At 71.6% G+C, this 20,809-nt stretch carries 19 protein-coding genes; 6 read left to right on the top strand and 13 right to left on the bottom strand.

What is annotated here, in order from left to right:
- Positions 1 to 134 precede the first annotated feature (134 nt).
- The 4 genes from BCD48_RS33790 to BCD48_RS33775 form a co-directional block, all read right to left on the bottom strand.
- Positions 135 to 980: an enoyl-CoA hydratase gene (locus BCD48_RS33790; RefSeq protein ID WP_071052436.1), complete on the bottom strand. Its 846-nt coding sequence runs from the start codon at positions 978 to 980 to the stop codon at positions 135 to 137.
- Positions 981 to 1,064: 84 nt separating this feature from the next.
- Positions 1,065 to 2,099, bottom strand: coding sequence for an aldo/keto reductase (locus BCD48_RS33785; RefSeq protein WP_241842202.1), 1,035 nt, complete (start codon positions 2,097 to 2,099; stop codon positions 1,065 to 1,067).
- Positions 2,099 to 2,611, bottom strand: a complete 513-nt coding sequence (locus tag BCD48_RS33780) for a MerR family transcriptional regulator (protein WP_083419595.1) — start codon at positions 2,609 to 2,611, stop codon at positions 2,099 to 2,101. The genes BCD48_RS33785 and BCD48_RS33780 overlap by 1 nt, the downstream gene beginning before the upstream one ends.
- 101 nt (positions 2,612 to 2,712) lie before the next feature.
- Positions 2,713 to 3,285, bottom strand: a complete 573-nt coding sequence (locus BCD48_RS33775) for a flavoprotein (RefSeq protein ID WP_071052435.1) — start codon at positions 3,283 to 3,285, stop codon at positions 2,713 to 2,715.
- A 382-nt stretch (positions 3,286 to 3,667) separates the two neighbouring features.
- On the opposite strand from BCD48_RS33775, the gene BCD48_RS33770 reads away from it, so the two are divergent.
- On the top strand, positions 3,668 to 4,009 hold the full coding sequence (locus tag BCD48_RS33770) for an ankyrin repeat domain-containing protein (protein ID WP_071052434.1): 342 nt from the start codon (positions 3,668 to 3,670) through the stop codon (positions 4,007 to 4,009).
- A 91-nt stretch (positions 4,010 to 4,100) separates the two neighbouring features.
- Here BCD48_RS33770 and BCD48_RS33765 read toward each other — a convergent pair whose 3' ends face one another.
- Both BCD48_RS33765 and BCD48_RS33760 read right to left on the bottom strand, forming a co-directional pair.
- On the bottom strand, positions 4,101 to 5,306 hold the full coding sequence (locus BCD48_RS33765; protein WP_071052433.1) for an acyl-CoA dehydrogenase family protein: 1,206 nt from the start codon (positions 5,304 to 5,306) through the stop codon (positions 4,101 to 4,103).
- A 197-nt stretch (positions 5,307 to 5,503) separates the two neighbouring features.
- On the bottom strand, positions 5,504 to 6,535 hold the full coding sequence (locus tag BCD48_RS33760) for a phosphotransferase family protein (RefSeq protein WP_071052432.1): 1,032 nt from the start codon (positions 6,533 to 6,535) through the stop codon (positions 5,504 to 5,506).
- A gap of 358 nt (positions 6,536 to 6,893) precedes the next feature.
- Here BCD48_RS33760 and BCD48_RS52615 point away from each other — a divergent pair, with 358 nt between their 5' ends.
- Complete coding sequence (locus BCD48_RS52615) at positions 6,894 to 8,147, top strand: NAD(P)H-dependent oxidoreductase (protein ID WP_241842201.1); 1,254 nt, start codon at positions 6,894 to 6,896, stop codon at positions 8,145 to 8,147.
- Positions 8,148 to 8,190: 43 nt separating this feature from the next.
- Here the strand turns inward: BCD48_RS52615 and BCD48_RS33750 are convergent, their stop codons facing one another.
- Complete coding sequence (locus BCD48_RS33750; RefSeq protein WP_071052431.1) at positions 8,191 to 10,764, bottom strand: hypothetical protein; 2,574 nt, start codon at positions 10,762 to 10,764, stop codon at positions 8,191 to 8,193.
- A gap of 522 nt (positions 10,765 to 11,286) precedes the next feature.
- Positions 11,287 to 12,051, bottom strand: coding sequence for a class I SAM-dependent methyltransferase (locus BCD48_RS33745; protein ID WP_071052430.1), 765 nt, complete (start codon positions 12,049 to 12,051; stop codon positions 11,287 to 11,289).
- 855 nt (positions 12,052 to 12,906) lie between these two features.
- Here BCD48_RS33745 and BCD48_RS33740 point away from each other — a divergent pair.
- Positions 12,907 to 13,710 carry a Clp protease N-terminal domain-containing protein gene (locus tag BCD48_RS33740; protein WP_083419594.1) on the top strand — a complete coding sequence of 268 codons (804 nt, stop codon included), beginning with the start codon at positions 12,907 to 12,909 and terminating at the stop codon, positions 13,708 to 13,710.
- A gap of 400 nt (positions 13,711 to 14,110) precedes the next feature.
- Positions 14,111 to 14,950: an NUDIX hydrolase gene (locus BCD48_RS33735; RefSeq protein WP_071052429.1), complete on the top strand. Its 840-nt coding sequence runs from the start codon at positions 14,111 to 14,113 to the stop codon at positions 14,948 to 14,950.
- 182 nt (positions 14,951 to 15,132) lie between these two features.
- Here the strand turns inward: BCD48_RS33735 and BCD48_RS33730 are convergent, their stop codons facing one another.
- The 5 genes from BCD48_RS33730 to BCD48_RS33715 all read right to left on the bottom strand — a co-directional run bounded on the left by BCD48_RS33730 (position 15,133) and on the right by BCD48_RS33715 (position 18,457).
- Positions 15,133 to 15,666: a flavoprotein gene (locus tag BCD48_RS33730; RefSeq protein ID WP_071052428.1), complete on the bottom strand. Its 534-nt coding sequence runs from the start codon at positions 15,664 to 15,666 to the stop codon at positions 15,133 to 15,135.
- A gap of 242 nt (positions 15,667 to 15,908) precedes the next feature.
- Positions 15,909 to 16,073 carry a hypothetical protein gene (locus BCD48_RS51670; protein WP_157910598.1) on the bottom strand — a complete coding sequence of 55 codons (165 nt, stop codon included), beginning with the start codon at positions 16,071 to 16,073 and terminating at the stop codon, positions 15,909 to 15,911.
- Positions 16,054 to 16,263: a hypothetical protein gene (locus BCD48_RS33725; RefSeq protein ID WP_071052427.1), complete on the bottom strand. Its 210-nt coding sequence runs from the start codon at positions 16,261 to 16,263 to the stop codon at positions 16,054 to 16,056. The genes BCD48_RS51670 and BCD48_RS33725 overlap by 20 nt, the downstream gene beginning before the upstream one ends.
- Before the next feature lie 26 nt (positions 16,264 to 16,289).
- On the bottom strand, positions 16,290 to 16,601 hold the full coding sequence (locus BCD48_RS33720; protein ID WP_071052426.1) for a hypothetical protein: 312 nt from the start codon (positions 16,599 to 16,601) through the stop codon (positions 16,290 to 16,292).
- 272 nt (positions 16,602 to 16,873) lie between these two features.
- Positions 16,874 to 18,457: a DHA2 family efflux MFS transporter permease subunit gene (locus tag BCD48_RS33715; protein ID WP_071052474.1), complete on the bottom strand. Its 1,584-nt coding sequence runs from the start codon at positions 18,455 to 18,457 to the stop codon at positions 16,874 to 16,876.
- Between the two features lie 225 nt (positions 18,458 to 18,682).
- Here BCD48_RS33715 and BCD48_RS33710 point away from each other — a divergent pair, with 225 nt between their 5' ends.
- Together BCD48_RS33710 and BCD48_RS33705 are read left to right on the top strand one after the other, a co-directional pair.
- Positions 18,683 to 19,207, top strand: coding sequence for a MarR family winged helix-turn-helix transcriptional regulator (locus BCD48_RS33710; RefSeq protein WP_071052425.1), 525 nt, complete (start codon positions 18,683 to 18,685; stop codon positions 19,205 to 19,207).
- Positions 19,208 to 19,540: 333 nt separating this feature from the next.
- On the top strand, positions 19,541 to 20,608 hold the full coding sequence (locus BCD48_RS33705) for a type IV toxin-antitoxin system AbiEi family antitoxin (protein ID WP_241842200.1): 1,068 nt from the start codon (positions 19,541 to 19,543) through the stop codon (positions 20,606 to 20,608).
- The last annotated feature ends 201 nt before the right edge of the window (positions 20,609 to 20,809 follow it).

The following is a 20,809-nucleotide window of genomic DNA, read 5'->3' as shown; positions in this document are numbered from 1 at the left end:
ACCGCTGACCTCGCACCGCCGTGACCTGGGCCGACGATGCTCAGTTCGGTCGCCGCCGCCCCGCCGTGTCGCCAGTGTCGCGGCGCCGCCGGCCACGGCGGCGGGTCTGGCGCGAACAGGGCGCCCGGCGCGGTTCAGGGGCTGGACTGGGCGCGGCCGCGTGCGGCCACCGCGGCCCGCCTGGACGCCACGTCGCGCGTTCCCGGCTCCCACGTCTCGGCGAGCACGCCTTCGAGCAGATGCGCCTCGGTGAGGGTGGCCGTGTCGGCCAGCTGGCGATAGTGCCGCAGCAGCCGCCGCACGCCGCGCTGGTCGTTGCTGACGATGTCGGCGGCCAGCCGCCAGGCGAACGGCAGCAGTTCCTCGTGCGGCACGACGTGGTTGACGAGACCGAGGCGCATGGCTTCGTCCGCCGTGACGAAGTTGCCGGTCAGCGACATCTCGATCGCCCGGCGCAGGCCGATGGACTGGGCGAGCAGCACGGTGAGGCCGCCGCCGGGCATGATCCCGATCCGGGCGTGGGTGTCGGCGAAACGGGCGCGTTCCGACGCCACCAGGAGCGTGCACTGCAGGGCGATCTCGAGGCCGCCGGTGACCGCGACGCCGTTGATGGCCCCGATCACGGGTTTCGAGATGACGGGCAGGAACCGGAAGAGGCCGTCCTCGCCGCGCTCGGGACCAGTGCCCTCGGGCCGCTTCCTGGCCGAGGGTGCGGTCTCGCCCGAGACCTCCTTGAGGTCGACGCCCGCGCAGAAGGCCGGGTCCGCCCCGGTGACGATCACCGCGTCGACGCCGGGGTCGTCCTCGGCGGCGTTGACGGCGTCCCAGAGCGCGTACGTGACCGCGCGGCTGAGCGCGTTGCGCGCCTGGGGGCGGTTCAGCGTCACGGTCGCGACGCGGTCCGCCACCTCGTAGCGGACGACGGGCGCGTGGGCCGCCGCGTTGGGCTCATCGGCCAAAGGAATTATGTTCTCCGTCATCGGAACGTAATTCTCGCGCCCGGTCGACCCGAGGCGCAACCGCCGGGGGCGGCGCCTGGGCGCGGCGCCACCGGCTGACCGCGGCTACCGGTTGACCGTGGACATGTCGGCGTAGCGGTCACCGCGGACGGCGTCGCCGGCCGCGGCGAGCTCGGCCAGGTCCTCCGGGGTGAGTTCGACGGCGGACGCCGCCACGTTCTCCTCCAGGTAACGGCGCCGCTTCGTGCCCGGGATGGGCACCATGTCGGTGCCCTGGGCGAGCACCCAGGCGAGCGCGACCTGGGCGGGCGTGGCGCCGCGCGCCGTGGCGATCCGCTCGACCTGCGCGACCACGGCGAGGTTCGCGTCGAGGTTGTCGCCCGTCAGCCGGGGCATGTTGGCGCGGAAGTCGTCGGCCGCGATGTCGGCCGCCTTCCGGAAGGTGCCCGTCAGGAAGCCGCGGCCGAGCGGGCTGTAGGGCACGAAGCCGATCCCGAGCTCGCGGGTCGTCGGCAGGATCTCCGCCTCCGGCTCGCGGGACCAGATCGAGTACTCCGTCTGCAGCGCGGTGATCGGGTGCACCGTGTGCGCCCGCCGGATCGTCGCCGGTGCCGCCTCGGACAGGCCCAGGAAGCGGACCTTGCCCGCGGTGACCAGCTCGGCCATCGCGCCGACGGTCTCCTCGATCGGCACGTTCGGGTCGACGCGGTGCTGGTAGTAGAGGTCGATGTGGTCGATCCCGAGCCGGCGCAGCGACGCGTCGCAGGCCGACCTGACGTACTCCGGCCGGCCGCTGACGGGGCGTGCCGCCAGGTCCGCCGGGTCGTAGACGATGCCGAACTTCGTCGCGACGACCACCTCGTCGCGACGGCCGGCGATCGCCCGGCCCACGAGCTCCTCGTTCGTGAACGGGCCGTACCGGTCGGCCGTGTCGAGGAACGTCACGCCCAGGTCGAGGGCGCGGTGGATGGTGGCGAGGGACTCGTCGTCGTCGCGTCCGCTGTAGAAGTCGGACATCCCCATACAGCCGAGGCCCTGGGCCGAGACGACCAGCCCCTGGCCGCCCAGCGGGACCTGGGCCAGCGTCGACGAGGTCGACGTGGACAAGGCGGACGACGTAGACGGCGGTGTCGGTGACATCAGGTGAGCGTCCTCTCCGTGTTGAGCTCGCTCTTGCTCGCATACATCTCGATCTTTGTGTCGATGGCCTCGAGGTGGCGGCTGACCTCGGCCAGCCGCTCGGCGACCCGGCGGCGATGCCCGGCGAGCAGCTCCAGGCGCCGGGCCTCGTTGCCGTCCCCTGCCCGCACCAGGGCCGCGTACTCGGCGATCTGGCGGATCGGCATCCCGGTACGCCGCAGCGCCGTCAGCGTGCCGATCCAGCGCAGGTCCTCGGCCGAGTAGCGCCGGTGACTCGACGAGGCCCGGGCCACCCGGTCGCGCATCAGACCGGCCCGTTCGTAGTAGCGCAGCGTGTGCGCGGTGACTCCGCTGACCCGTGCCGCCTGGGTGATGCTCAGCCCGGGCCCGGTCTTCACGTCGGTCAGGGTGCATGACGTGTTACGAGCGTCCCGACGGTCCGTGTCGTCTCGGATACCGCCGCTGGCGGCGCGGGGCTCGGGCAGCCTCTGGGCGGTGCGACCATCGACCATGCCTCGACGCTAGAACTTCGAGCGCGCTCCAAGTCAAACATCGACCGCGACGCCCTGGCCGCCCGCCTGCCCCGGGCCGCCTCCTCGCCACCCAGCGCGCGTCAGCCGGCGGGCCGGACGGGGAACCCGGCGGCGAGGTGAGACAGCCGTGCGGTGAGCGCGTCCCAGGGAAACCGCGGGCCGCCGGCCGATGCCGCGTCCGGCTGGGCCGGGGCGAAGTCCTCCCCGTCGAAAAGGACGCGCACGCCCCAGGAACGCAACGCCGTGAGGCTCGCGGCGAAGGCGGGGTGCCGTGCGAGCTCCCGGTTGGGGAACGGCGCGAGCAGGATCGGTTTCCCGGCGCCGAGGCCCTCGTTGACCAGGCCGAGCACGAGGGTGTCGGATATGCCGGCGGCGAGCTTGTTCACCGTGTTGAACGTCGCCGGCGCGACGACGAACGCGTCCGCGGGCGGAAGCACGTCCGGCTCCTCGGGGCGCTTGTACTCGGAGCGCACCGGGTGCCCGGTCAGCTCGGCCAGGCGCGCCGCGTCCAGGAACTTCATCCCGGCCGGCGTCGCGACCACGCACACGTCCCAGCCGGCGGCGAGCGCCCGCTCGACGAACGGCTCGATCTCGCGCGCCGGCTGCCCGCCGCACACGAGGACGTAAAGCACCCCGAGCTCAACCCTGGCCATGCTCCGATGTCCTACCAGGCTCGCCTGAGGCCCGAGAGCGAACCATGCCCGTGACGTAAATGTCGCCGATACCGGCCGGGCTCGCTTACCCGCCGGTCGTCGGCGCTGCGGACAGCTCCCGAGCCGATCCCGGGAGTCTTGCCGTACATACCATTGGTATTCACTCGGCGACAGCGGGCATACCCGGCGGATGGTAGTCCGCCGCGGGTTTCTCCGCTATGGGGGCATCGGGCCGATCCCCTGGTAGGCCGTATCCGGCATACCGGGCGGAACCTGGCTCATGGCGCCCGGATAGGATCATCGACCTGCAGCCGTGTCCGGTCGAGGCGTGTCACCAGGAAGGGGCTGGTGGGCTCTGGTGCAAGGTTCAGGGGTAAGCGGCATGCTCGACGGCTTGACTCCCACGCACCGCGCCGTGGAGATGGAGGACCTGCCCGCCCTCCGGGACCTCCTGGACGCCGGCGCCGACGTCCACGAGGAACGAGACGGGTTTACGCTCCTGCACCGCGCGATAGACATGGAGCTGGACGCGCACGCGCTGACCGGTGAACCGCTGCACGTCGACATGACGGCGTACCTTCTCGCCCGCGGCGCGGACCCGCGCCGGCGGGGCGAGGGTGGGAACGGCATATCGGCGAGGCATATGGCCGTGTCGAGCGGTCACTGGCTGGCCACCTGCCTCATCGACGAGTGGATCCGCACCCACACCGACGGCGGCGACTAGACCTCGCGCCGACGAGTATCGCCCTCCCGCCGGATCCGCGGGCGCCCGAGAGCGTTTGCGGGCGTCCACGGATGTCGGCGGGCGGTCGCTGTCAGCCGAGGTAGGGGCGTTCGGCGCGCAGCTCGCGGCGGGCGATGGTGCGCCGGTGGACCGCGTCCGGGCCGTCGACGATGCGCAGGGCGCGCGCCGAGGCGTAGAAGTGGGCCAGCGGCGTGTCGTCACTGACGCCGGCGGCACCGTGGACCTCGATCGCCCGGTCGATGACCGCGGTCGCCACGGCCGGCGCGGCGACCTTGATTCCGGAGATCTCCGTGGCGGCGCCGCGCGCGCCATGCCGGTCGATCAGCCAGGCCGTCTTGAGCACGTACAGCCGTACCTGGTCGATCTCGATCCGTGAACGAGCGATCAGGTCTCGCACCACGCCCTGATCGGAGAGCGGCCCGCCGAACGCCGTCCTGCTCTTCGCCCGCTCGACCATCAGGGCAAGCGCCCGTTCGGCCATCCCGATCGCCCGCATCGCGTGGTGGATCCGTCCGGGGCCGAGACGCGCCTGCGAGATCGCGAACCCCTCGCCCTCGCCCGACAGCAGGTTGGACGCCGGCACCCGGACATCCTCGAACACGATCTCGGAATGGCCGTGCTGGTCCTGGAAGCCGAACACCGGCAGGTGGCGCACGACCGTGACCCCCGGCGTGGCCAGTGGCACGAGGATCATCGACTGCCGGCGGTGCGGGTCCGCGTCCGGATTGGTCTGGCCCATCACGATGAGGATTTCGCACCGCTCGTCCGCGACACCGGTAATGAACCATTTCCGGCCGTCGATGACGTACTCGTCGCCGTTGCGGACGATCGACGTCCGGATATTCGTCGCGTCCGACGAGGCGACGGCGGGCTCGGTCATCGCGAATGCCGACCGGATGTGCCCGTCCTTCAGCGGCTCCAGCCAGCGGGCCCGCTGCTCGGAGGTGCCGAACAGCTCCAGCGTCTCCATGTTGCCGGTGTCGGGCGCCTGGCAGTTGATCGCCTCCGGGGCGATTACCGGCGACCACCCGGAGATCTCCGCCACCGACGCGTAGTCCACGTTCGACAGGCCCGACCAGGCCGGCAGGAAGAGGTTCCACAGGCCGCGTTTGCGGGCGGAGGCCTTCAGCTCCTCCATTACCGGTGGGTACGCGTGCTCGCCATGCTCACGCAGCCAGTCGCGCCATACCGGCTCAGCCGGGAACACCTCCTCCCGCATGAAGTCCCACATCCGCTCGCAGGTGTCGCGCGCCTTGGCCGACAGCTCAAAGTCCATGGCCGTCTCCCGTCCTTCTCAGCAGTTCGGGCTCCCCGCCGCCCGAGGCTTTCCCACTGTCGGAGTGTCCCGGCTGACCCGGCTGTCCCGGGCCTCCAGATGACCCGGCTGTCGCGGGCCTCCAGGTGACCCGGCTGTCGCGCTTCGCCTTCGCCGCCGACCGGTCCGGGCCCTCCCAGGATGATCGGTGCCCCGGCTCATCCCTTCCAGCGATCCAGGCCGTCGAGAGCGATCCGTTCGGGCGCGCCGGACAGGTCGCCGAAGTCCTGGCCGGCCATCACGCCGGCGGCCGCCCGGGCGGCGACACCCTGCGCGATCGCGGCGAACTTGAAGTGGGCGAAGGCGAGGTAGGCGCCGAGGTCCGCGAGGTCCGCGCCACTTCGCGACGCATAGCGCTCGACGAGGTAGACCCGGCCCGGGAAGCCGGGCTTGGCCATGACCGCCGGGATCAGCAGCGGCGACCGTTCGCCTGGCTCGGTCCAGTAGAAGAGGAGCATGCCCAGGTCGGCCAGCGGGTCGCCGAGCGTCGACAGCTCCCAGTCCAGCACCGCGCCGATCCGGCTCGGGCCCTCAGGGTGCATGAGCACGTTGTCGAGGCGGTAGTCGCCATGCACGACGGACGGGCGTGCGGGCTCGGCGAACGGGTGTGCCGCCAGCCGGCGCCCCAGCTCGTCCATCGCCGGCACGTCGCGTGTCTTCGCGGCCTCCCACTGGCGCGTCCAGGTCCGCACCTGCCTGGCCATGAACCCGGAGTGCCGCCCGTAGTCGCCCAGCCCGACCGCGACCGGGTCCACCGCGTGCAGCGTCGCGAGCGTGTCGACCAGCGCGTCCGCGATCGCCGCCCGGCTGGCGCCGTCCTCGGCGTAACCGGGCGGGAGCATGTCGCGGATCGCGTGCCCCGCCACCTTCTCCATCACGTAGAACGGCACGCCCAGCGGGCCGGACTCGTCGCGGACGAGCAGGATGCGCGCGACCGGGACGCCCGTGCCGGCGAGCGCCGCCTGGACCCGCGCCTCCCGGCCCATGTCGTGCGCGCCGCGCAGGATGTGCCCCGACGGCGGCCGCCGCAGCACGACCGACCCCGCCGGGCTTAGCAGCTCGAACGTCAGGTTCGACTTCCCGCCCGCGATCAGCCGCGGCTCGATCGTGCGCCACCCGTCGTCGCCCAACGTCTCGGCCAATAACGGGCCCACCAGCTCCGGACGGGTCAAACCGTCGAGTTCACCCACGTTGCCGCCTCTCCAAGCCAGGTGCCCGGTGCCGCCCGGAACCGGTCAGTCCCACGCCGATCCACCGCATGGCTTCCGAGCCATCACATGCGACCCGAGCCGCCACAGGCGTTCCGGGCCACCACAGGCGTTCCGGGCCACCACATGCCGCCCGAGTCGTCCCGTGCCATCCACCAGGTTGCCGTCGTAAAGATCCACTCGCGTCGTCGGCTCCGCCGCCACCGGGGTGGCGCCGGCGCCGAGGTGAGCTCCGCGACAGACGCCCCCGGGCAGAACGAGGCAATGGAATCCGATTGTTGTCGACCGTTGGCGGACGTGTACTCGTCAGTGTGACAACGATCCGGCCAAGGAGGCGACTATGGCTGCCCGCGGCGACGGCAAGATCGGGCGGGTTGTGTCCGGGCTCGTCGGGCGGGCCGTCGCCGTCGGGCGGGCCGGGCGGCTGCGGGCTCTCCTCGAGGCCGGCATCGTTCCCGATCTGTCGGGCGGGTCGTCGGCTGGAGCGGCGACGCCCCGAGCATCCCGCCGCGCCGCGCCGGCTGCCCCGATGCGGCCGCAGTCCCGGCACACGCTGGAGCTTCTCGCGATATGCGCCGCCAGCCTCGTTCCGTGGACGATCCTTCTCGCCGTGACGCTGCCGGAGAACCGCGAGGTCCACCAGTGGCGCGCCGCGTGGGTGGGCTTCGACTCGATACTGATCACGGCCATGGCGGCCACCGTCGTACTCGGCTGGCGACGTCACCGCGCCGTGTTCCTGACCGGACCGGCTACCGCCGTCCTGCTCATCTGCGACGCATGGTTCGACATTTCGTTTGATGTCGGTACATCCGATGTCTGGGTGTCGGCCGCGCTCGCCGGCTTCGCCGAGCTTCCGCTCGCCGCCTTCCTCATCCAACGCTGTTACCGGCTGCTCCCGTCACCGGTGCGCTCGGGACAACGTCCGATCCGGGCCGATCCCGAGATACCCCGGCAACCGGCTCGTCCGCGAATCCTCACCACCACCGCGAACGCGGCGACGGACCCGAGCGGAACGGGAGAACCCGCGCCGATCAGGATCGGCGTCATCCTCGGTTCAGAGCGGCCCCATCGAGGGGGCGAGCAGGTGGCCACGTGGGTCCGCGACGTGGCCTCGCGCCGCGGTGACGCCGAGTTCGAACTGGTCGCCCCACACGACTATTCGCCGCCTCCGCCGGACGTGCCGCTGTCGTCCCTGGCCAGCCATGACCGGCACGACCACGCGACTGAGTGGGCAGCCAGGATCGCTTCCTTGGACGGGTTTGTCATAGTCGCCTCGGACCGCGACCACGGTATTTCCCGGATGTTCGAGGGCGCGCTCCAGCGCCTGTACGCGGAATGGAACAACAAGGCTGTCGGGTTCGTGTCGTATGGCGTTGTCGGCGGCCAGGCGGTCGAGCGCCTGCGGCTGATCGCTGGTGAGCTGATGATGGCGGATGTCCGTGAACGGTTGGTTCTGTCGCCCATGGCCGATTCCGGGCCCTCCGCCGTCTTCGAGGCCGGCGACGAGGACCTGGCCGCGCTGCACACGATGCTCGACCAGGTCGTCAGCTGGAGCGCGGCGCTCGCTCCGCTCCGCTCTGTCGCCGCTGCCTGACGACCCATCGTCCGGGGTCGACCTTCCGGCGGGTGCGGCTCGTTCAGGGGCCGCCGGCTGATTCCAGCTGGTGCCGCAGGGACCAGTAGAGATTCTCCAGATCGCGGTCAGTCTCGCCGGTCCACGAGGGGTTTGCCTGTTCGGCAAAGAGATAGGCGCCGTACTCGCTGGTCATCGAGACGTGGTCGCCGGATGCCGCGTGGGCACGCATCCGCAGCGCGAACAGACCGGGATGCGCGGGGTGGACGACGAGGCCGCCCTGCGTGGCGGCCAGGGCGGCGTCGGGACTGCCGGACCGCAGGTGTTTCTCACCGAGCAGGAGAGCGGCCCGCAGGGCCTTGAAACGGCGGGCCGCATCGGCATCCGTCCCGAGGGCGGGTGGCGGTGGGGGAGGGTCAGCAGGCCGCAGTACTTCCACCGAGATTGGCCCGCTGTCCGAGGAGTCGCCGTCCGGGCCGGCGACCGAGATCGTGTCCGACTCGGACTCCTCACGGCGGCGGCGCCGGGAGGAGGAGACGGAGGCGACGGTCGCGGCCCCGAGCAGGCCGGCGGCGGTCACCCACGTCTCGGCCTGCCATTTCGGGACGTCATGCGCACCCCGGCTCGGCCCGATGTGTTCCGCCGTCCCATCGCTTCCCGAGCGGCCATCGGCCGTTCCGCCGGTCCCGGGCGTCTGGGGTCCGGTGCCGGTGCCGGGCGAGGGCGCTCCGGGACCGGTCGGCGAACCGCTCGCCGTCGTCCGGCCGGGAGACGCCGGGCCGGCGGCGGATGACGGCCCTGCCTCGGGTGTCGTCGTCGGTGACGCGCCCGGCGTGGCCAGCGTGCTGGCCGGCGGCGTCGGCCGTGGTGTCGGCGCGGGTGGTGGCTGCGCGCCGCCCGGCGACGCCGTGGGCGGCTGCGTCGACGTCCGCGGCGTTTCCCCTGCGGGCGCGCCCCCAGGTGATGCCGGAGTATCGCCGCCGCGTGGAGCAGGAGCCCCGCCCGGAGCAGGAGCCCCGCCCGGAGCCGGAGCACCGCCGGGAGCCGGGGCACTGCCGGGAGCCGGGGCACTGCCGGGAGCCGGAGCGCCGCCTCCAGGAGCCGGGGCGGCGCGCCCGGCCGCGTCCAGGACGGGCAGCGCGAGCCGCATACCCGGATTGATCAGGTCCGGGTCGGCGAGGCGGTGGCCGGAGGGATCGGCGGCGCCGCGGTTGGCGGCGAAGACGGTGTCGACCGCGGCGGGCATCTGGGCGGGAGCCGCCTCGGGGTAGCCGTCCTCGACAATCGACCAGAGAGACTCGCCCTGCTGGACGGTGTGGTTACCGGCCGTGGGGAGCAGCGCGACCGGCTGCCCGTCACCCCCGGCCGCGCCGGAGACATCCGGTCCGGCCGGACCGTTTGGGTCCTCCGCATCGACTCGACTGGTCGGGTCCCCGGAACTAGGACCGGAGCCGTCGAAGCCGAAGCCGAAGCCGAAGCCGGAGTCGGAGTCGGAGTCGAAGCCGGGATCGGCGGAGGCGACTGGACTGACTGGGTCGACCGGACCGGTCGACGAGGCAGGCCCAGCCGGAGTGTCGACGCTGTGGTTCATCGGGCTGGCTGTGTCGGCCGGGCCCGGACTCGCGGTCGCGGTCGCGACGGTGGCCGGGCGCTGGTCCTGCTCCGTGGTTGCGAGCGCGGCGCGGCTGGACATCAGGGCCGCCACGACGACGCCCGCGGTGGTGACCAGGCGGGCGGCGCCCCGCCGGACGAACGGTGGTGCCGGCGCCGCGTGCCGGCGCCTGCCCCGCGCCTCGTCGGCGGCTCGCGCGGCCGGGCCGGACGGGGCCGCCTCACCGCTCGGCCTGCCGCCTCGACCGCGACGCGTGCCGCTCGGCCTGCTGCCCGGCGCGCCGGGCTCGAACCGTCCGCTGCTTCTGGCTGCCCCGCTGGTCCCTCCCGGCCGGGCGGCCCGGTCCCGGCCGGTCGCCCGTGCCCGCTGGGCGGCGATCTCGAAGCCGACGCAGACGACGAGCCATGCCCACAGCAGCCAGCTCACCGCGGCGACGACATCCCACCCGGCATACGGCTGGCCCGCCATGGGCAGCGGGTTGGCTCGCCAGGCCCACAGCACGACGGGGACGACGACCAGGAGCGCGACGAGCGACGCGAGCGCGGCCAGCCCACGGAGGATCTCGGCCACACCTGGCCAGCCGGCCAGCGCGCCGTCACCGGCCCATGCGCGGCCGCTTCGCCCACCGCCGCTCCACGTCGGGGCCGGCCGACCCCGGGAGGCCAGCGAGCCCCGGCGGGGCGGCGACGTCCAGCGGGGCGACGAGCCGACACCATGCGGCCAGCCGCCGTCGCCTGCCGGGCCGCCGTCCGTCAGGCCGTCGTCCGCCGAGCCACCGCCCGTCGGGCCACCGCCCGACAGGTCGCTGACTGCCCGGCCGGTGCCTGCCGGGCCGAGGCCGGCGGCTGCGTCCTCACCGGTGCCGGTGCCGGTGCCGCTGCCGCGGCCCGCCCGGGCGTCCCAGCGACCGCGGTCGCTCACGCCCCGCCCGGCGCGCGACGACCCGCGTGCGCCGCCCCGGCCGGTCACCAGCTCGGCGGGATCGGGCCGGCCGCGTGGCGCGGTGCGTGGCGTGGTCGCCGTCATCGGGCGGCTCACGCGGCCGGGCGACGGGGGCGGCGGTGAAAGCCGGGACGCATGGGCCCTCCCAGTAAGGCATGGCATGGGGACGCCTTCGCGCTGGGGCGCGGCATCCCACCAGAACCAGTGGCGAGCGCGATGCGCTGACAACTCAGCCCGGATGGCTCGTCTCGGCCCGGATGGCTCGTCGCGAACGGCGGAACGACGCGGCCGCGCGACCGACACAGGTGCCGATCGCCCCTTGAGTATTGGCTGTCTGGCAGAAATTGCGGCGCCGGACCGTCCGGACAGTCCGGCGTATTCGTTGACAAAGAGGTGCTACCACACAAAGCGTTGCCTGCGTAGTCACGTCCGGCAACCTGTGGATAACTGCTCGCCTCGGTTGCGTCAACGTTCGGTAGTGGAAGTCGTTCGGCTGGCCGCCCGCGAGGATCCGCCGCGGGTCGCCGGTCTTCCTGGGCTCGGTGGACCCGGTCGGGCTGGCGATCTGGCCACCAGCCGCGGCACGGCAGGACCGACGCGCGCCCGTCAGGCACGGGCCCTGCCGTAGAAGGCTTCGGTCACGTAGGGGAGGAGGACTCGGCCGTCCTTCTCGTGCTTGGCGCACAGCGCGCGGACCTGACGGAGGAACAACGGGCCGGCGGCGGCGATGGCGCGCTGGCCCTGAGTCGACGACGAGCCCATGGCGACGAACTCGTTGATCGTGAGTGGCTGCCGCCACTCCGTCGCGCGGCGTTCCACCTCGTCGAAGTGGGCCGACAACTCCGTCTCGACATCGATGGGCTGGAAGGCGCGGCTACGGCTGTGGAAGGGCGAGATCTCCTCGAGAAGGTTCTCGTACTCTGCGGCGAGGCCCCCTACCTGGAAGTCGCGGCTGTTCTGGACGACCATGCACACCCCGCCTGGCCGCAGTGCTCGGGCGGCGGCAGCCAGGAAAGCTGGCCGGTCCATCCATTGGTACGACTGGGCGGACACGACGAAGTCGATGCCTGTGAACCGCCCGAGGAACTCCTCGGCCTTGCCCTGTTCCCACGCCACCTGCGGGAACTTCTCCTTACCGAGGGTGATCATTTCCCCGGACACGTCGACCGCATGCACCTCCGCGTCGGCGGGAAGCTGCGGGAGCAGCGCCTCCAGAGCGATCCCGGTGCCCGCGCCCACGTCCACGACCGTCGGCCGGGCGTCCGCCGGCAGCAGGGTGACGGCGTGGGCGAACAGCTCGACCGGGTACCGGGGCCGGGTTCGTTCGTAGCTGTCGGCGGGCCCGTCGAGCTTCGTCGGGGGAGTAGCCATTCTCCGATGATCCCCGCGCCCGCGGCCGGTCTCCGAGGCGGGGCTGCCAGTGTCCTCCACGCGGTGACCTGTCGTAGATGCGTGGTCGCCGTCTGAGAGCGACCGCCGTATCACGCCCGCGCCCGCCCGGCCGGGCTCACCTGCCCACATGCGCTCGCGCCGTGCCGGATCGGGGCGCTTGCATCGCTGGTACCGACGATGACGGGCGAACGACCATGCCGCGGGTATCGACACTTCCCTTGTCTTGCGGCACTATCGAGTGAATGCCGGCCGGGCCGGCGCGGATCCCCCCGTACCGCGCCGACCGACCGGCATCCTCTATGCATCTCGGCTCCCGCCGAGCCGCGCGGTGCCGCTCGCGCCGCCCCGCCGGCTGTCCGCTCGCACGCGTCTCCACCGCCGGCCAGAGACTGGCGATGCCGTGCTTGCGCGCCGGCCGCCGCGGGTCCCTCTCCCTCTTCCGGTCCCGCTCTCGGTCCCGCTCCTGCTCTCTGTCCCAGTCTCGCTCCCAGTCCGGCGTCGGCGCCTTGCTCGCAGGTCTCGCGGGGATGGGTGTCGGTGGGGCGCCGGACGCCGGTTCTCATCCACTGTCAGCGATCATCGGTGTTCGGCCGGCGGGGCTCGGTTGTGATCCCCGGGCGGGTATGCGGACTGGCGTCGCATGGCCCGATTTGTCTCGTCTGGCGCATACCCGGCTCGTGATCAGTGCGGCCCACCGCCTCCCGGGCATGCCAAAGATCGCTGGCCGGGTATGTGGACCGGCGTCCACGCCTGGTCAACGAAGATCGGCGACGGATGGCCCGGTGTCGTCAACCATAGGTTGACGACGATCTCTCGTCAACCTATGGTTGACGCATGGTGGAACCAGTGCTGATGACGGCACCCGTGCGGCTCGACGACCTGATCGACGCAATCAAGACGGTGCACTCGAACCCCCTCGACCAACTCGCCGATGCGGTCATCGCGGCCGATCACCTCGGCGACGTTGCTGACCACCTGATCGGGCACTTCGTCGACCAGGCGCGCCGTTCGGGCGCCTCGTGGACGGAGATCGGCCGGAACATGGGCGTCACCAAGCAGGCCGCGCAGAAGCGCTTCGTGCCGAAGGACCCCGGCGAGCCGTCGGACCTCGATCCGAACCAGGGCTTCGCCCGCTACACCCCGCGGGCCCGCAACGTCGTGATGTCATCCCAGAACGAGGCGATCGCGGCAGGCAACGACCAGATCACCCCCGCACACCTCGTGCTCGGCCTGCTGGCCGAACCTGAGGCCATCGCGGCGAAGGTGATCGTCGCGTCCGGCGTCTCGCTGGACGTGGTCCGCGCCGCCGCCACGGAGGCGCTGCCGCCGCGCGTCGAGACGAGCTCGGCCGGGGGAGCGGGATCCGCGGCGAAGCTCGTCCCGTTCGACGGCCGGGCCAAGAAGGCGCTGATGCTGACCTTCCGCGAGGCGCTGCGCCTCGGCCACAACTACATCGGCACCGAACACATCCTGCTCGCCCTGCTCGAGTTGGAGAACCTGGAGGAAGGCAGGCCACTGCTCGGTGACCTGGGCATCACAAAGGGCACCTCCGAGGGACACATCGCCGGTCTTATCGCCCAAGTGGTCGCCGCGGCCCAGGCCGCCGCCCGTCCGGACAGTGAGGCTGGCGGTGCCTAGTGCCGCCCCCCACCAACGTTCGCCCGCCAGCACGCGACTGGTAGATCACCACCACCGTGTCGCCGTAGTCGTGAATCGGGCCAAATCGCGACCGCGGCGACATGCCCGTGGCGATCATGAACAGTCGCGGACGGGGCGGACCTTTGCCGGCGCGGCACCAGAACGAGGTGCCATGAACGCGTCGCTCTGGGGCATCGGCGCCGCGAAGGCGCGCACCCGGCCACGGCCTCACCATGCCGGACGTGACCCGTGCGGTCACCGCGGCGCACGCCGGCGCCGGCCAGCCGATCTCATGGAATGACACGGAAGCCACCGGCCGGACCGGCCGGTGGCTTCGGTCGGAGGAACGTGGTGCCTTCCGGTGCGGAGCGCGTTGCATCGGCTGTGCGAGTCTGATCCGGTGACGGACTGGCTGGCTCCGCCGGACGAGCTCATGGTTCTGACGACCGAGCGGCTCCGGCTGGTGGAGGTCGAGGCGCCGCGGCTGTCGGCCGAGGAGCAGAACCTCACCAACCGCGCATGGGACGACGCCCTCCTGGCCCAGCCGAGCATGTTCGACGGGTCGGTGGCCGCGTCCGGCGGGCTGGCGCGGGAAGGCCCTGACGGCTTGGTGCTCGCCTGGATCCGGACGACATACCGGCGCTACGTGCTGCGTAAGGTTCCCGGTGCCACCTGCTGGCTTCCGCACCTTTTCGTCAGCATTCTGCAACCGACGGACGACGAGCGGCTGCTGGTCGGGCGGATGGCGTCGTGGACGGCCGCTCCCGGCCGCTGGCAATTGCCCAGCGGGACAGGCGAGCCACCGAAGGCCGAGGGCGAGCCCTTGGATGTTGACGGGCTTCGCGCGCTCGCGGCCCGGGAGTTGCGAGAAGAGACCGGAACCGAGGCGGCGCCCGAGGACCTCGGCCTCCAGTGCCTCGTGCTCAGCACTCAGGGCGATGTCGGTGTCCTGTTCCATGCCCCGCCCAGGCCCGTCACGTCGCTGCGCGACCAGTACGCGTCCCTGCTCGAGGCCGAGAAGGCGCGCGGCCACGACCCGGAACTCGACCAGATCGCGTTCGTCTCGGCGCCCGGCGACCTGGCGGCCCTTGACGGCCCCACTGCCGACTACCTGGCCCTCGTCCTCGATCGGCACGGCCAGCACGGCCAGCACGGCCAGCAAGGGCTTGGCCGGGCGGGCCGGGAGACGGGCCCAGGCACCCCCACTGGCCCTCGCGCCGAGACCGCGGGATCAGGGTAAGAGAGACAGGATGGGTGGGTGAGCGATCCGAGGCGTTGACGGGGCGCTGGCCCGGGCCGGGCTTCGCGAGGTCGACGCCTCGGCGCGGCGCCGGGCCGAGTACTCGTCGGATGCGTCGAACTACCGGGTCGTGCCGGCGGCGGTGGTGTTCCCGCACGATGGCGACGAGGTCGCGGCGGTGGCTAGACCTTGACGTCGAGGGCCTGAACGGCGAGATCCCAAGGAAAAGTGTCGATCGTTCCGCCGCGCGGCGGGTGCGGCTCGAAGGCGCCTGGGCCGTAGAGGACCGTCACCCCGCTGGCTCGCAGCTCGTCGACGCTGCGCGTGAAGACGCGGTTGGCGGCGAACGCCGAGTTGACATAGGGCAGAACGATGATCGGCACACCGGCACCTGTCAGCTCGGCCAGCAGGGTGAGTGGGTAGGTGTCGGCGATGCCCGCGGCCCACTTGTTGATGGTGTTGTAGGTCGCCGGCGCCACGATGACGGCGTCGGCGCCGGGCAGGCGGCCAGGCTCGCCGGTCGTCCGGAAACGCCCGCGCAGCGGGTGGCCGGTGAGCTCCTCGAGCGCTGGCACATCGAGGAAGTGCTGCCGCGCCGTGTCCGTGGGAACAAGATAGGTATCCCAGCCGGCCTGCCGGGCGCGCGTCACCAGCCGCCCGACGTCCCCGGCGGGCCCCGCTCCGCACACGATCACGTAGACGATGCGCCGGCTCACCAGGCACCCCTCCCTCGCACCGGCCTCACCAGCCAGACCAGCACCATTCGGCGCCAGTCCGACATCAACATCACGAGAATGCCACCCGCTCGCTACCCGCAGCGCGGCGGGTAGCGGCGGTAGCGGCCTGGCAGGCCGCCCCGGCCTCCGGCGGCGGACACGCCGCCCACCCTCGTCAGGCGCCGCGGCCCTTTCCGCCGCCCGCCCCCCAGCCCGTGTCGAGGCCGGTCGGCCTTCGGCGTTCAGGTCGTCGGCGAGGGAGCTACGCCCAGACAGGCGACTACCCTGTCGAGGTCAGGAGCCAGGAAGATCTGGGAGTAGAAGCCACCCGCGGGGCGGGCGTCGACATGCCCGACTACCAGCTCCGGCCCGGGGAAGGCAGCGAGATCAGCGACGGCCTCGGGCATTCCCGATCGACGGCTGACCGACTCGCGCCACCGTCCCCGTCCGACGTCCGCAGAGCCGGTACCAGTGCTCCGCGGACTCCACGTCGTCGTCCCAGACCTCGAACGTCGCACCGGCCGCCAAGGCGTCGCCACAGAGCCGGGCGACCGCGCCGCCAGCCGAGAGCAGATCGGCGAGGCGTGCTCTGTCCATGGGCCGCGCCGGTCGTCGGCCGGTCGTCAGGAGGATCTGTCGGTGGCGGCTATGCCCACGAGGCCGCCGATGACGGTGCCGATGACGACCGGGAAGCCGTCGGGCACCTCCTTGTCCATCAGGACCATCGCGATCCAGCCGCCGAGCGAGCCCAGCATGGCGACGCCGAGAAGGCACAGGACGAGATAGCGAGGCGCGCCGAACCACCGTTGGGAACCCATGGGCGTCACCAGGCCGGGTCGGGAGCCGGTAGTAGCCATCGGCTTGGAACGGGAGCCGGTGGCCGCCACCGGGCTGGGGCGGGAGCCGGGTGTTGTCTCGGTCTCATCTGTCGACATTTGGGTCCTCCTCGCGGCAGGCCACTTGTGGACCGGCGCGCCAGCCGCGGCCCAGAGACAATCCGTGCTCTATACACCTACCCCCGCCGAGATCGGGAAAAGCGTAACCGGTCGGGCGTAGCCGTCGGTGCGGGGGACAACGAGAAATCCCCAGCCGACGACGCCGGCTGGGGATTCTCCTGGTGCTGTGCTGCTGTGCTGTGCTGCTGTGCTGCTGTGCTGTGCGGAGCCGTGCGGCCCGAGGCGGGGCCCTCGCGCGGCAACCGCGCTGCCTACTCGACCGCGACGACCTGGCGGGCGGGCACGCTGGGCCCGACGGCCTCGGCCTCGGCCGCGGCCGAGGCGTGGGCGGACCCCGCGGGGTGGCGCGGCAGGAGGAGGCTGGCGACGAGGCCGATGGCGGACAGGCCGATGATCCACCAGAAGGTCGCGCCGAAGGCCGCGCCCACCTTGTCGGCGATCGCCGCGGGCAGCTTCTGCGCGGACGACGCGGCGAGCGCCCCCTCCCCGCCGCCGGCGAGGCCCGGCAGCCGGCTCGCGATCCCGCGCTGCAGCTCGACGGCGACCAGCGCGGTCGCGAGCGAACCTCCGACCCGCTGCAGGATGTTCAGCGTCGTGGACGCCTTTGGCACATCCGTCGGCGCGAGCGTCTGGTACGCGGCGCCCATCGCCGGCATCATCGCCGCGCCGAAACCGAGGCCGCGCACGAACAAGGACAGCGCCAGCACGACCTCGTTGGTGTGCGCGTCGACCTGGGTGAACACCAGGGTGCCGAGCAGCGTCACCGCCATGCCGACGGGGACGACGTAGCCGGGGCCGCGGCGGTCGGAGATCTTCCCGGCGAGCGGCATGGCGATCATCGCGCCGAGGCCCTGGGGCGCGAGCAACAGGCCGGCGGCCATCGCGCTCTGCCCACGGGCGACCTGGTAGTACAGCGGCAGCAGGAACATCGCGCCGAACAGCATGGCGCCGATGACGAAGGTGGCGATGCTCGCGACGCTGAACGACCGGTTGCGGAACATCTTCATGTCGAGCAGTGGATCGGCCCGGCGCACGGCGTGCACGACGAACCCGACCAGCAGGACGACGCCGAGCGGGATCGCGACCTGCACCTTCGTCGCGCCGAAGCCGCCGCTGTTGCCAGCCTCGGACAGGCCGTAGACGAGTGCGGCGAGCCCAGGTGAGATCAAGGCGAGCCCGAAGACGTCGAGCCGGTGGTGCGATGCCCCGTGGTCGCTACGCTCCAGCACCCGCCAGGACAGGAACAGCGCGAGAATGCCGATCGGCAGGTTGACGTAGAAGATCCAGCGCCAGCTCAGGTTGTCGACGATCAGACCGCCGATGACCGGGCCGAGTACCGGGGCGAGCAGCGTCGGGACGCCGATGATGCTCATCACCCGGCCCATGCGCTGCGGGCCGGCCGCCTGGGCGAGCAGCGTCATACAGATCGGCATGATCATGCCGCCGCCGAGGCCCTGCAGCACCCGGAAGAGGACCAGCACCGGCGCCGACCAGGCCAGGCCGCACAGCGCGCTGCCGATCACGAACAGGGCCAGCGAGATGTTCCACATTCTGAAGGCGCCGAACCGTTCGACCGCCCAGCCGGCCAGCGGGATGACCACCGCCAGCGCGAGCAGATAGCCCGTGGTGACCCAGGAGATCGTGGATAGCGACGTGTCGAACTCGCTACCAAGGTCGTGGATGGCCACCGAGACGATCGTGGTGTCCAGGATCACCATGATCGCGCCGAGCATGACGGTGCCGGCGAGGCGAAGCAGGGCCGGGTCGAGCTTGTCGGTGACCGGTCCTGGCGCGGCGCTGGCCGGCGGTGGGGCCTCGGTGGGTTGGTCGGGCACGATGATCTCCCGGGGAGAGGGCGGTAGACGCGGGGAGGTCGGTCGCGCCGCCGACCATTCCGGGTCGGCTACGCCGACCTGGAGGGCCCGGACGCGGCCCCTCCGGCGAGCGGACGGGACGAGAACGATGCTGTCGTCGCCCAGCATGCGGGCGATCGTTGAGTGGTGTCAAACATATTGTTGCAACAATGACCGCACCGTGACGTCAGCCGCTACCATCAAGGCATGATCGAGGCCGCTGGGCAGGTTGGCGGGGAGGCGGCGCTCACCCAGGAGGCGACGCTCGCCCGGGAGACCTGGCGCGCGATGCTGGCGCTGACCATGGGCGGCGAGGCGCATACCCGGATGCATGACGTCTGCCAGGCGGTGGACCTTACTCCGGCCGCCATGAAGATCCTCATGGTGCTCGCGTCCGGGCCGCGCCCCATGCGCGAGCTGATCGAGACGTTCCGGCACGACCCGTCATACCTGACCAGCGTGGTGGACATCCTGGAGCGCCGCGGCGTCGCCCGCCGCGAGCCGCACCCGACCGACCGACGGGCCAAGACGGTCGCGATGACGGAGGAGGGCCAGCAGGTCCTGGCCCAGGCCCTGGAGATACTCACCGTCCCGCCGCGCTCGCTCGGCGTGCTCTCGCCGGCCGAGCAGGAGCAGCTACTGGCGCTCCTCATGCGCGTCCTCGCCGCCGAGCCCGCAGTCCCAGAGGCGATGCGCCCTTGCGTCCCCGCCAGCTTCGCCCGGCCCGTCTGAGGCCGCGCCACGTGGGGTGGTCATATGGCGGGCGCTCCGCGCCCGCTACCGTGCACCGCTTGTCGGGCGCTGAGCGCCCCACCGTCGCGCCGCCAGGATTCCCCGATCGAGGGCTCGCTGGCCGCGTCCAGCACTTACGGTGATTGACTGCACACGGCTGAAGCGGCCGCTGACGGCCCATCGTGGCCGGCCGGTGTGATTGCCTGGGGCGCGCCCCAGGCAATCTGGAGTGCCGTTCGGCCGGAGCCTCGTTCCGAACTGGAATCGTGGCATTTGGGCAAGCCTATTGGCAGGCTGAGCTGACACACTTCACGGCACCGCGATCGATGTGTGTTGGATGAGCAAGCCTATTGGCTGGGTGAGCTGACACGCTTCGTGTCAAGTTGCGCCCTGCGAGCGCGGATGGAGCCGGAGCCGGTACTGGGGCAAGGTCGGCGCATGCAGATCGACCTTCGGGACTGGGAGAACGCCCGGTGGGGCGCCCTCATCCGCGCACAGGCGGCGGCGTTCACCGTCGAGCAGGCGAAACGACACGGTATACCTGACTATCGTGTGTGGGCGCAGGTGGCCGCTCAACGGTGGCAGCGGGTGCACCCGAGAGTCTATGCCGCCTATAACGGGCCGTTGACGGCCGACACCCGGCTGTGGGCCGCGGTTCTCTATGCCGGGCCCGAGGCAGTTCTCTGCCGGGAGACCGCGGCGCACAGCTGGGGTCTCCTGGACGAGCCGCCTCCGGTCATCCATGTGCTCGTTACCGGGCCGATGAAGCTCACCTCGGCTGAGGGAGTCCAAATCCACCGCACTCGCCGGTCGTTGACGGCTATGGATATTTGCCGCTCGGACGCTCCGCCGCGTACGTCGCCCGAGCGCACAGTCCTCGACCTCGCCGAGCAGCTCGACGACTTGGAGGCACTCTGTGAACTGGTCGCGAAGGCAGTGCGTAGCCGTATTACGACGGGCACGCGGCTGAATCAGGCACTGGAACACCGCAGCCATGTCCGGCACCGCAAGTTGCTGGAAGAGTGCTGTTTGCTCGCGGCCGATGGTGCGCACTCGTTGCTGGAGATGCGACACGCGCTGCTGTGCCGGCGGCACGGTCTGCCGGAACCGGCTCGGCAGGTCCGTTTCCAGGGGCAGGGCGGCTGGTACACCTTCGACGGCTTCTACGAGCGTGAACGGCTCGTCGTCGAGCTGGACGGATGGAAATACCACGGGCATCACGAGGCGTGGTTAAAGGGCCAGCTGCGCGATTTTGACATCAAGGTCGACCATCTTGAGATCCTCCACCTGCCAGGCTCGTTGGTACTCGCCAACCCCTGCGAGGCCGCCCGCCGACAGGCCACCGCGCTCCACCTGCGTGGCTGGACCGGCAGCCTCCGCCCATGCCGAAGCTGCGCGTGAAGCAACGTGCCTGGAGGTCGTTTCTTGCGAGCCGTCGAAGGCCCACGGTGTCGCCGCGGCCAGCGTGAACGGACCGCGCGTCGGCTCCGACCGGCGGGAGCTCACGCCCGCGCAGGCTGACGTTCGCCACGCGCCCAGCGCGGCCCTCGTTGTGCCTGCTCCGTCCGTCCCCAACGTGCCTTGTCGCTCTCGCCGCCGGCC

Source organism: Pseudofrankia coriaricola, assembly GCF_001854805.1.
Taxonomy (GTDB): domain Bacteria; phylum Actinomycetota; class Actinomycetes; order Frankiales; family Frankiaceae; genus Pseudofrankia.
This window is presented reverse-complemented; position numbering and strand designations above follow the sequence as displayed.

Bases quoted from the DNA above. Each gene is read 5' to 3' on its own strand.
- BCD48_RS33790 (WP_071052436.1), bottom strand. From the start codon at position 980: ATGACGGAGAACATAATTCCTTTGGCCGATGAGCCCAACGCGGCGGCC.
- BCD48_RS33785 (WP_241842202.1), bottom strand. From the start codon at position 2,099: ATGTCACCGACACCGCCGTCTACGTCGTCCGCCTTGTCCACGTCGACC.
- BCD48_RS33780 (WP_083419595.1), bottom strand. From the start codon at position 2,611: ATGGTCGATGGTCGCACCGCCCAGAGGCTGCCCGAGCCCCGCGCCGCC.
- BCD48_RS33775 (WP_071052435.1), bottom strand. From the start codon at position 3,285: ATGGCCAGGGTTGAGCTCGGGGTGCTTTACGTCCTCGTGTGCGGCGGG.
- BCD48_RS33770 (WP_071052434.1), top strand. From the start codon at position 3,668: ATGCTCGACGGCTTGACTCCCACGCACCGCGCCGTGGAGATGGAGGAC.
- BCD48_RS33765 (WP_071052433.1), bottom strand. From the start codon at position 5,306: ATGGACTTTGAGCTGTCGGCCAAGGCGCGCGACACCTGCGAGCGGATG.
- BCD48_RS52615 (WP_241842201.1), top strand. From the start codon at position 6,894: ATGGCTGCCCGCGGCGACGGCAAGATCGGGCGGGTTGTGTCCGGGCTC.
- BCD48_RS33750 (WP_071052431.1), bottom strand. From the start codon at position 10,764: ATGACGGCGACCACGCCACGCACCGCGCCACGCGGCCGGCCCGATCCC.
- BCD48_RS33745 (WP_071052430.1), bottom strand. From the start codon at position 12,051: ATGGCTACTCCCCCGACGAAGCTCGACGGGCCCGCCGACAGCTACGAA.
- BCD48_RS33740 (WP_083419594.1), top strand. From the start codon at position 12,907: ATGGTGGAACCAGTGCTGATGACGGCACCCGTGCGGCTCGACGACCTG.
- BCD48_RS51670 (WP_157910598.1), bottom strand. From the start codon at position 16,073: ATGCCCGAGGCCGTCGCTGATCTCGCTGCCTTCCCCGGGCCGGAGCTG.
- BCD48_RS33725 (WP_071052427.1), bottom strand. From the start codon at position 16,263: ATGGACAGAGCACGCCTCGCCGATCTGCTCTCGGCTGGCGGCGCGGTC.
- BCD48_RS33720 (WP_071052426.1), bottom strand. From the start codon at position 16,601: ATGTCGACAGATGAGACCGAGACAACACCCGGCTCCCGCCCCAGCCCG.
- BCD48_RS33710 (WP_071052425.1), top strand. From the start codon at position 18,683: ATGATCGAGGCCGCTGGGCAGGTTGGCGGGGAGGCGGCGCTCACCCAG.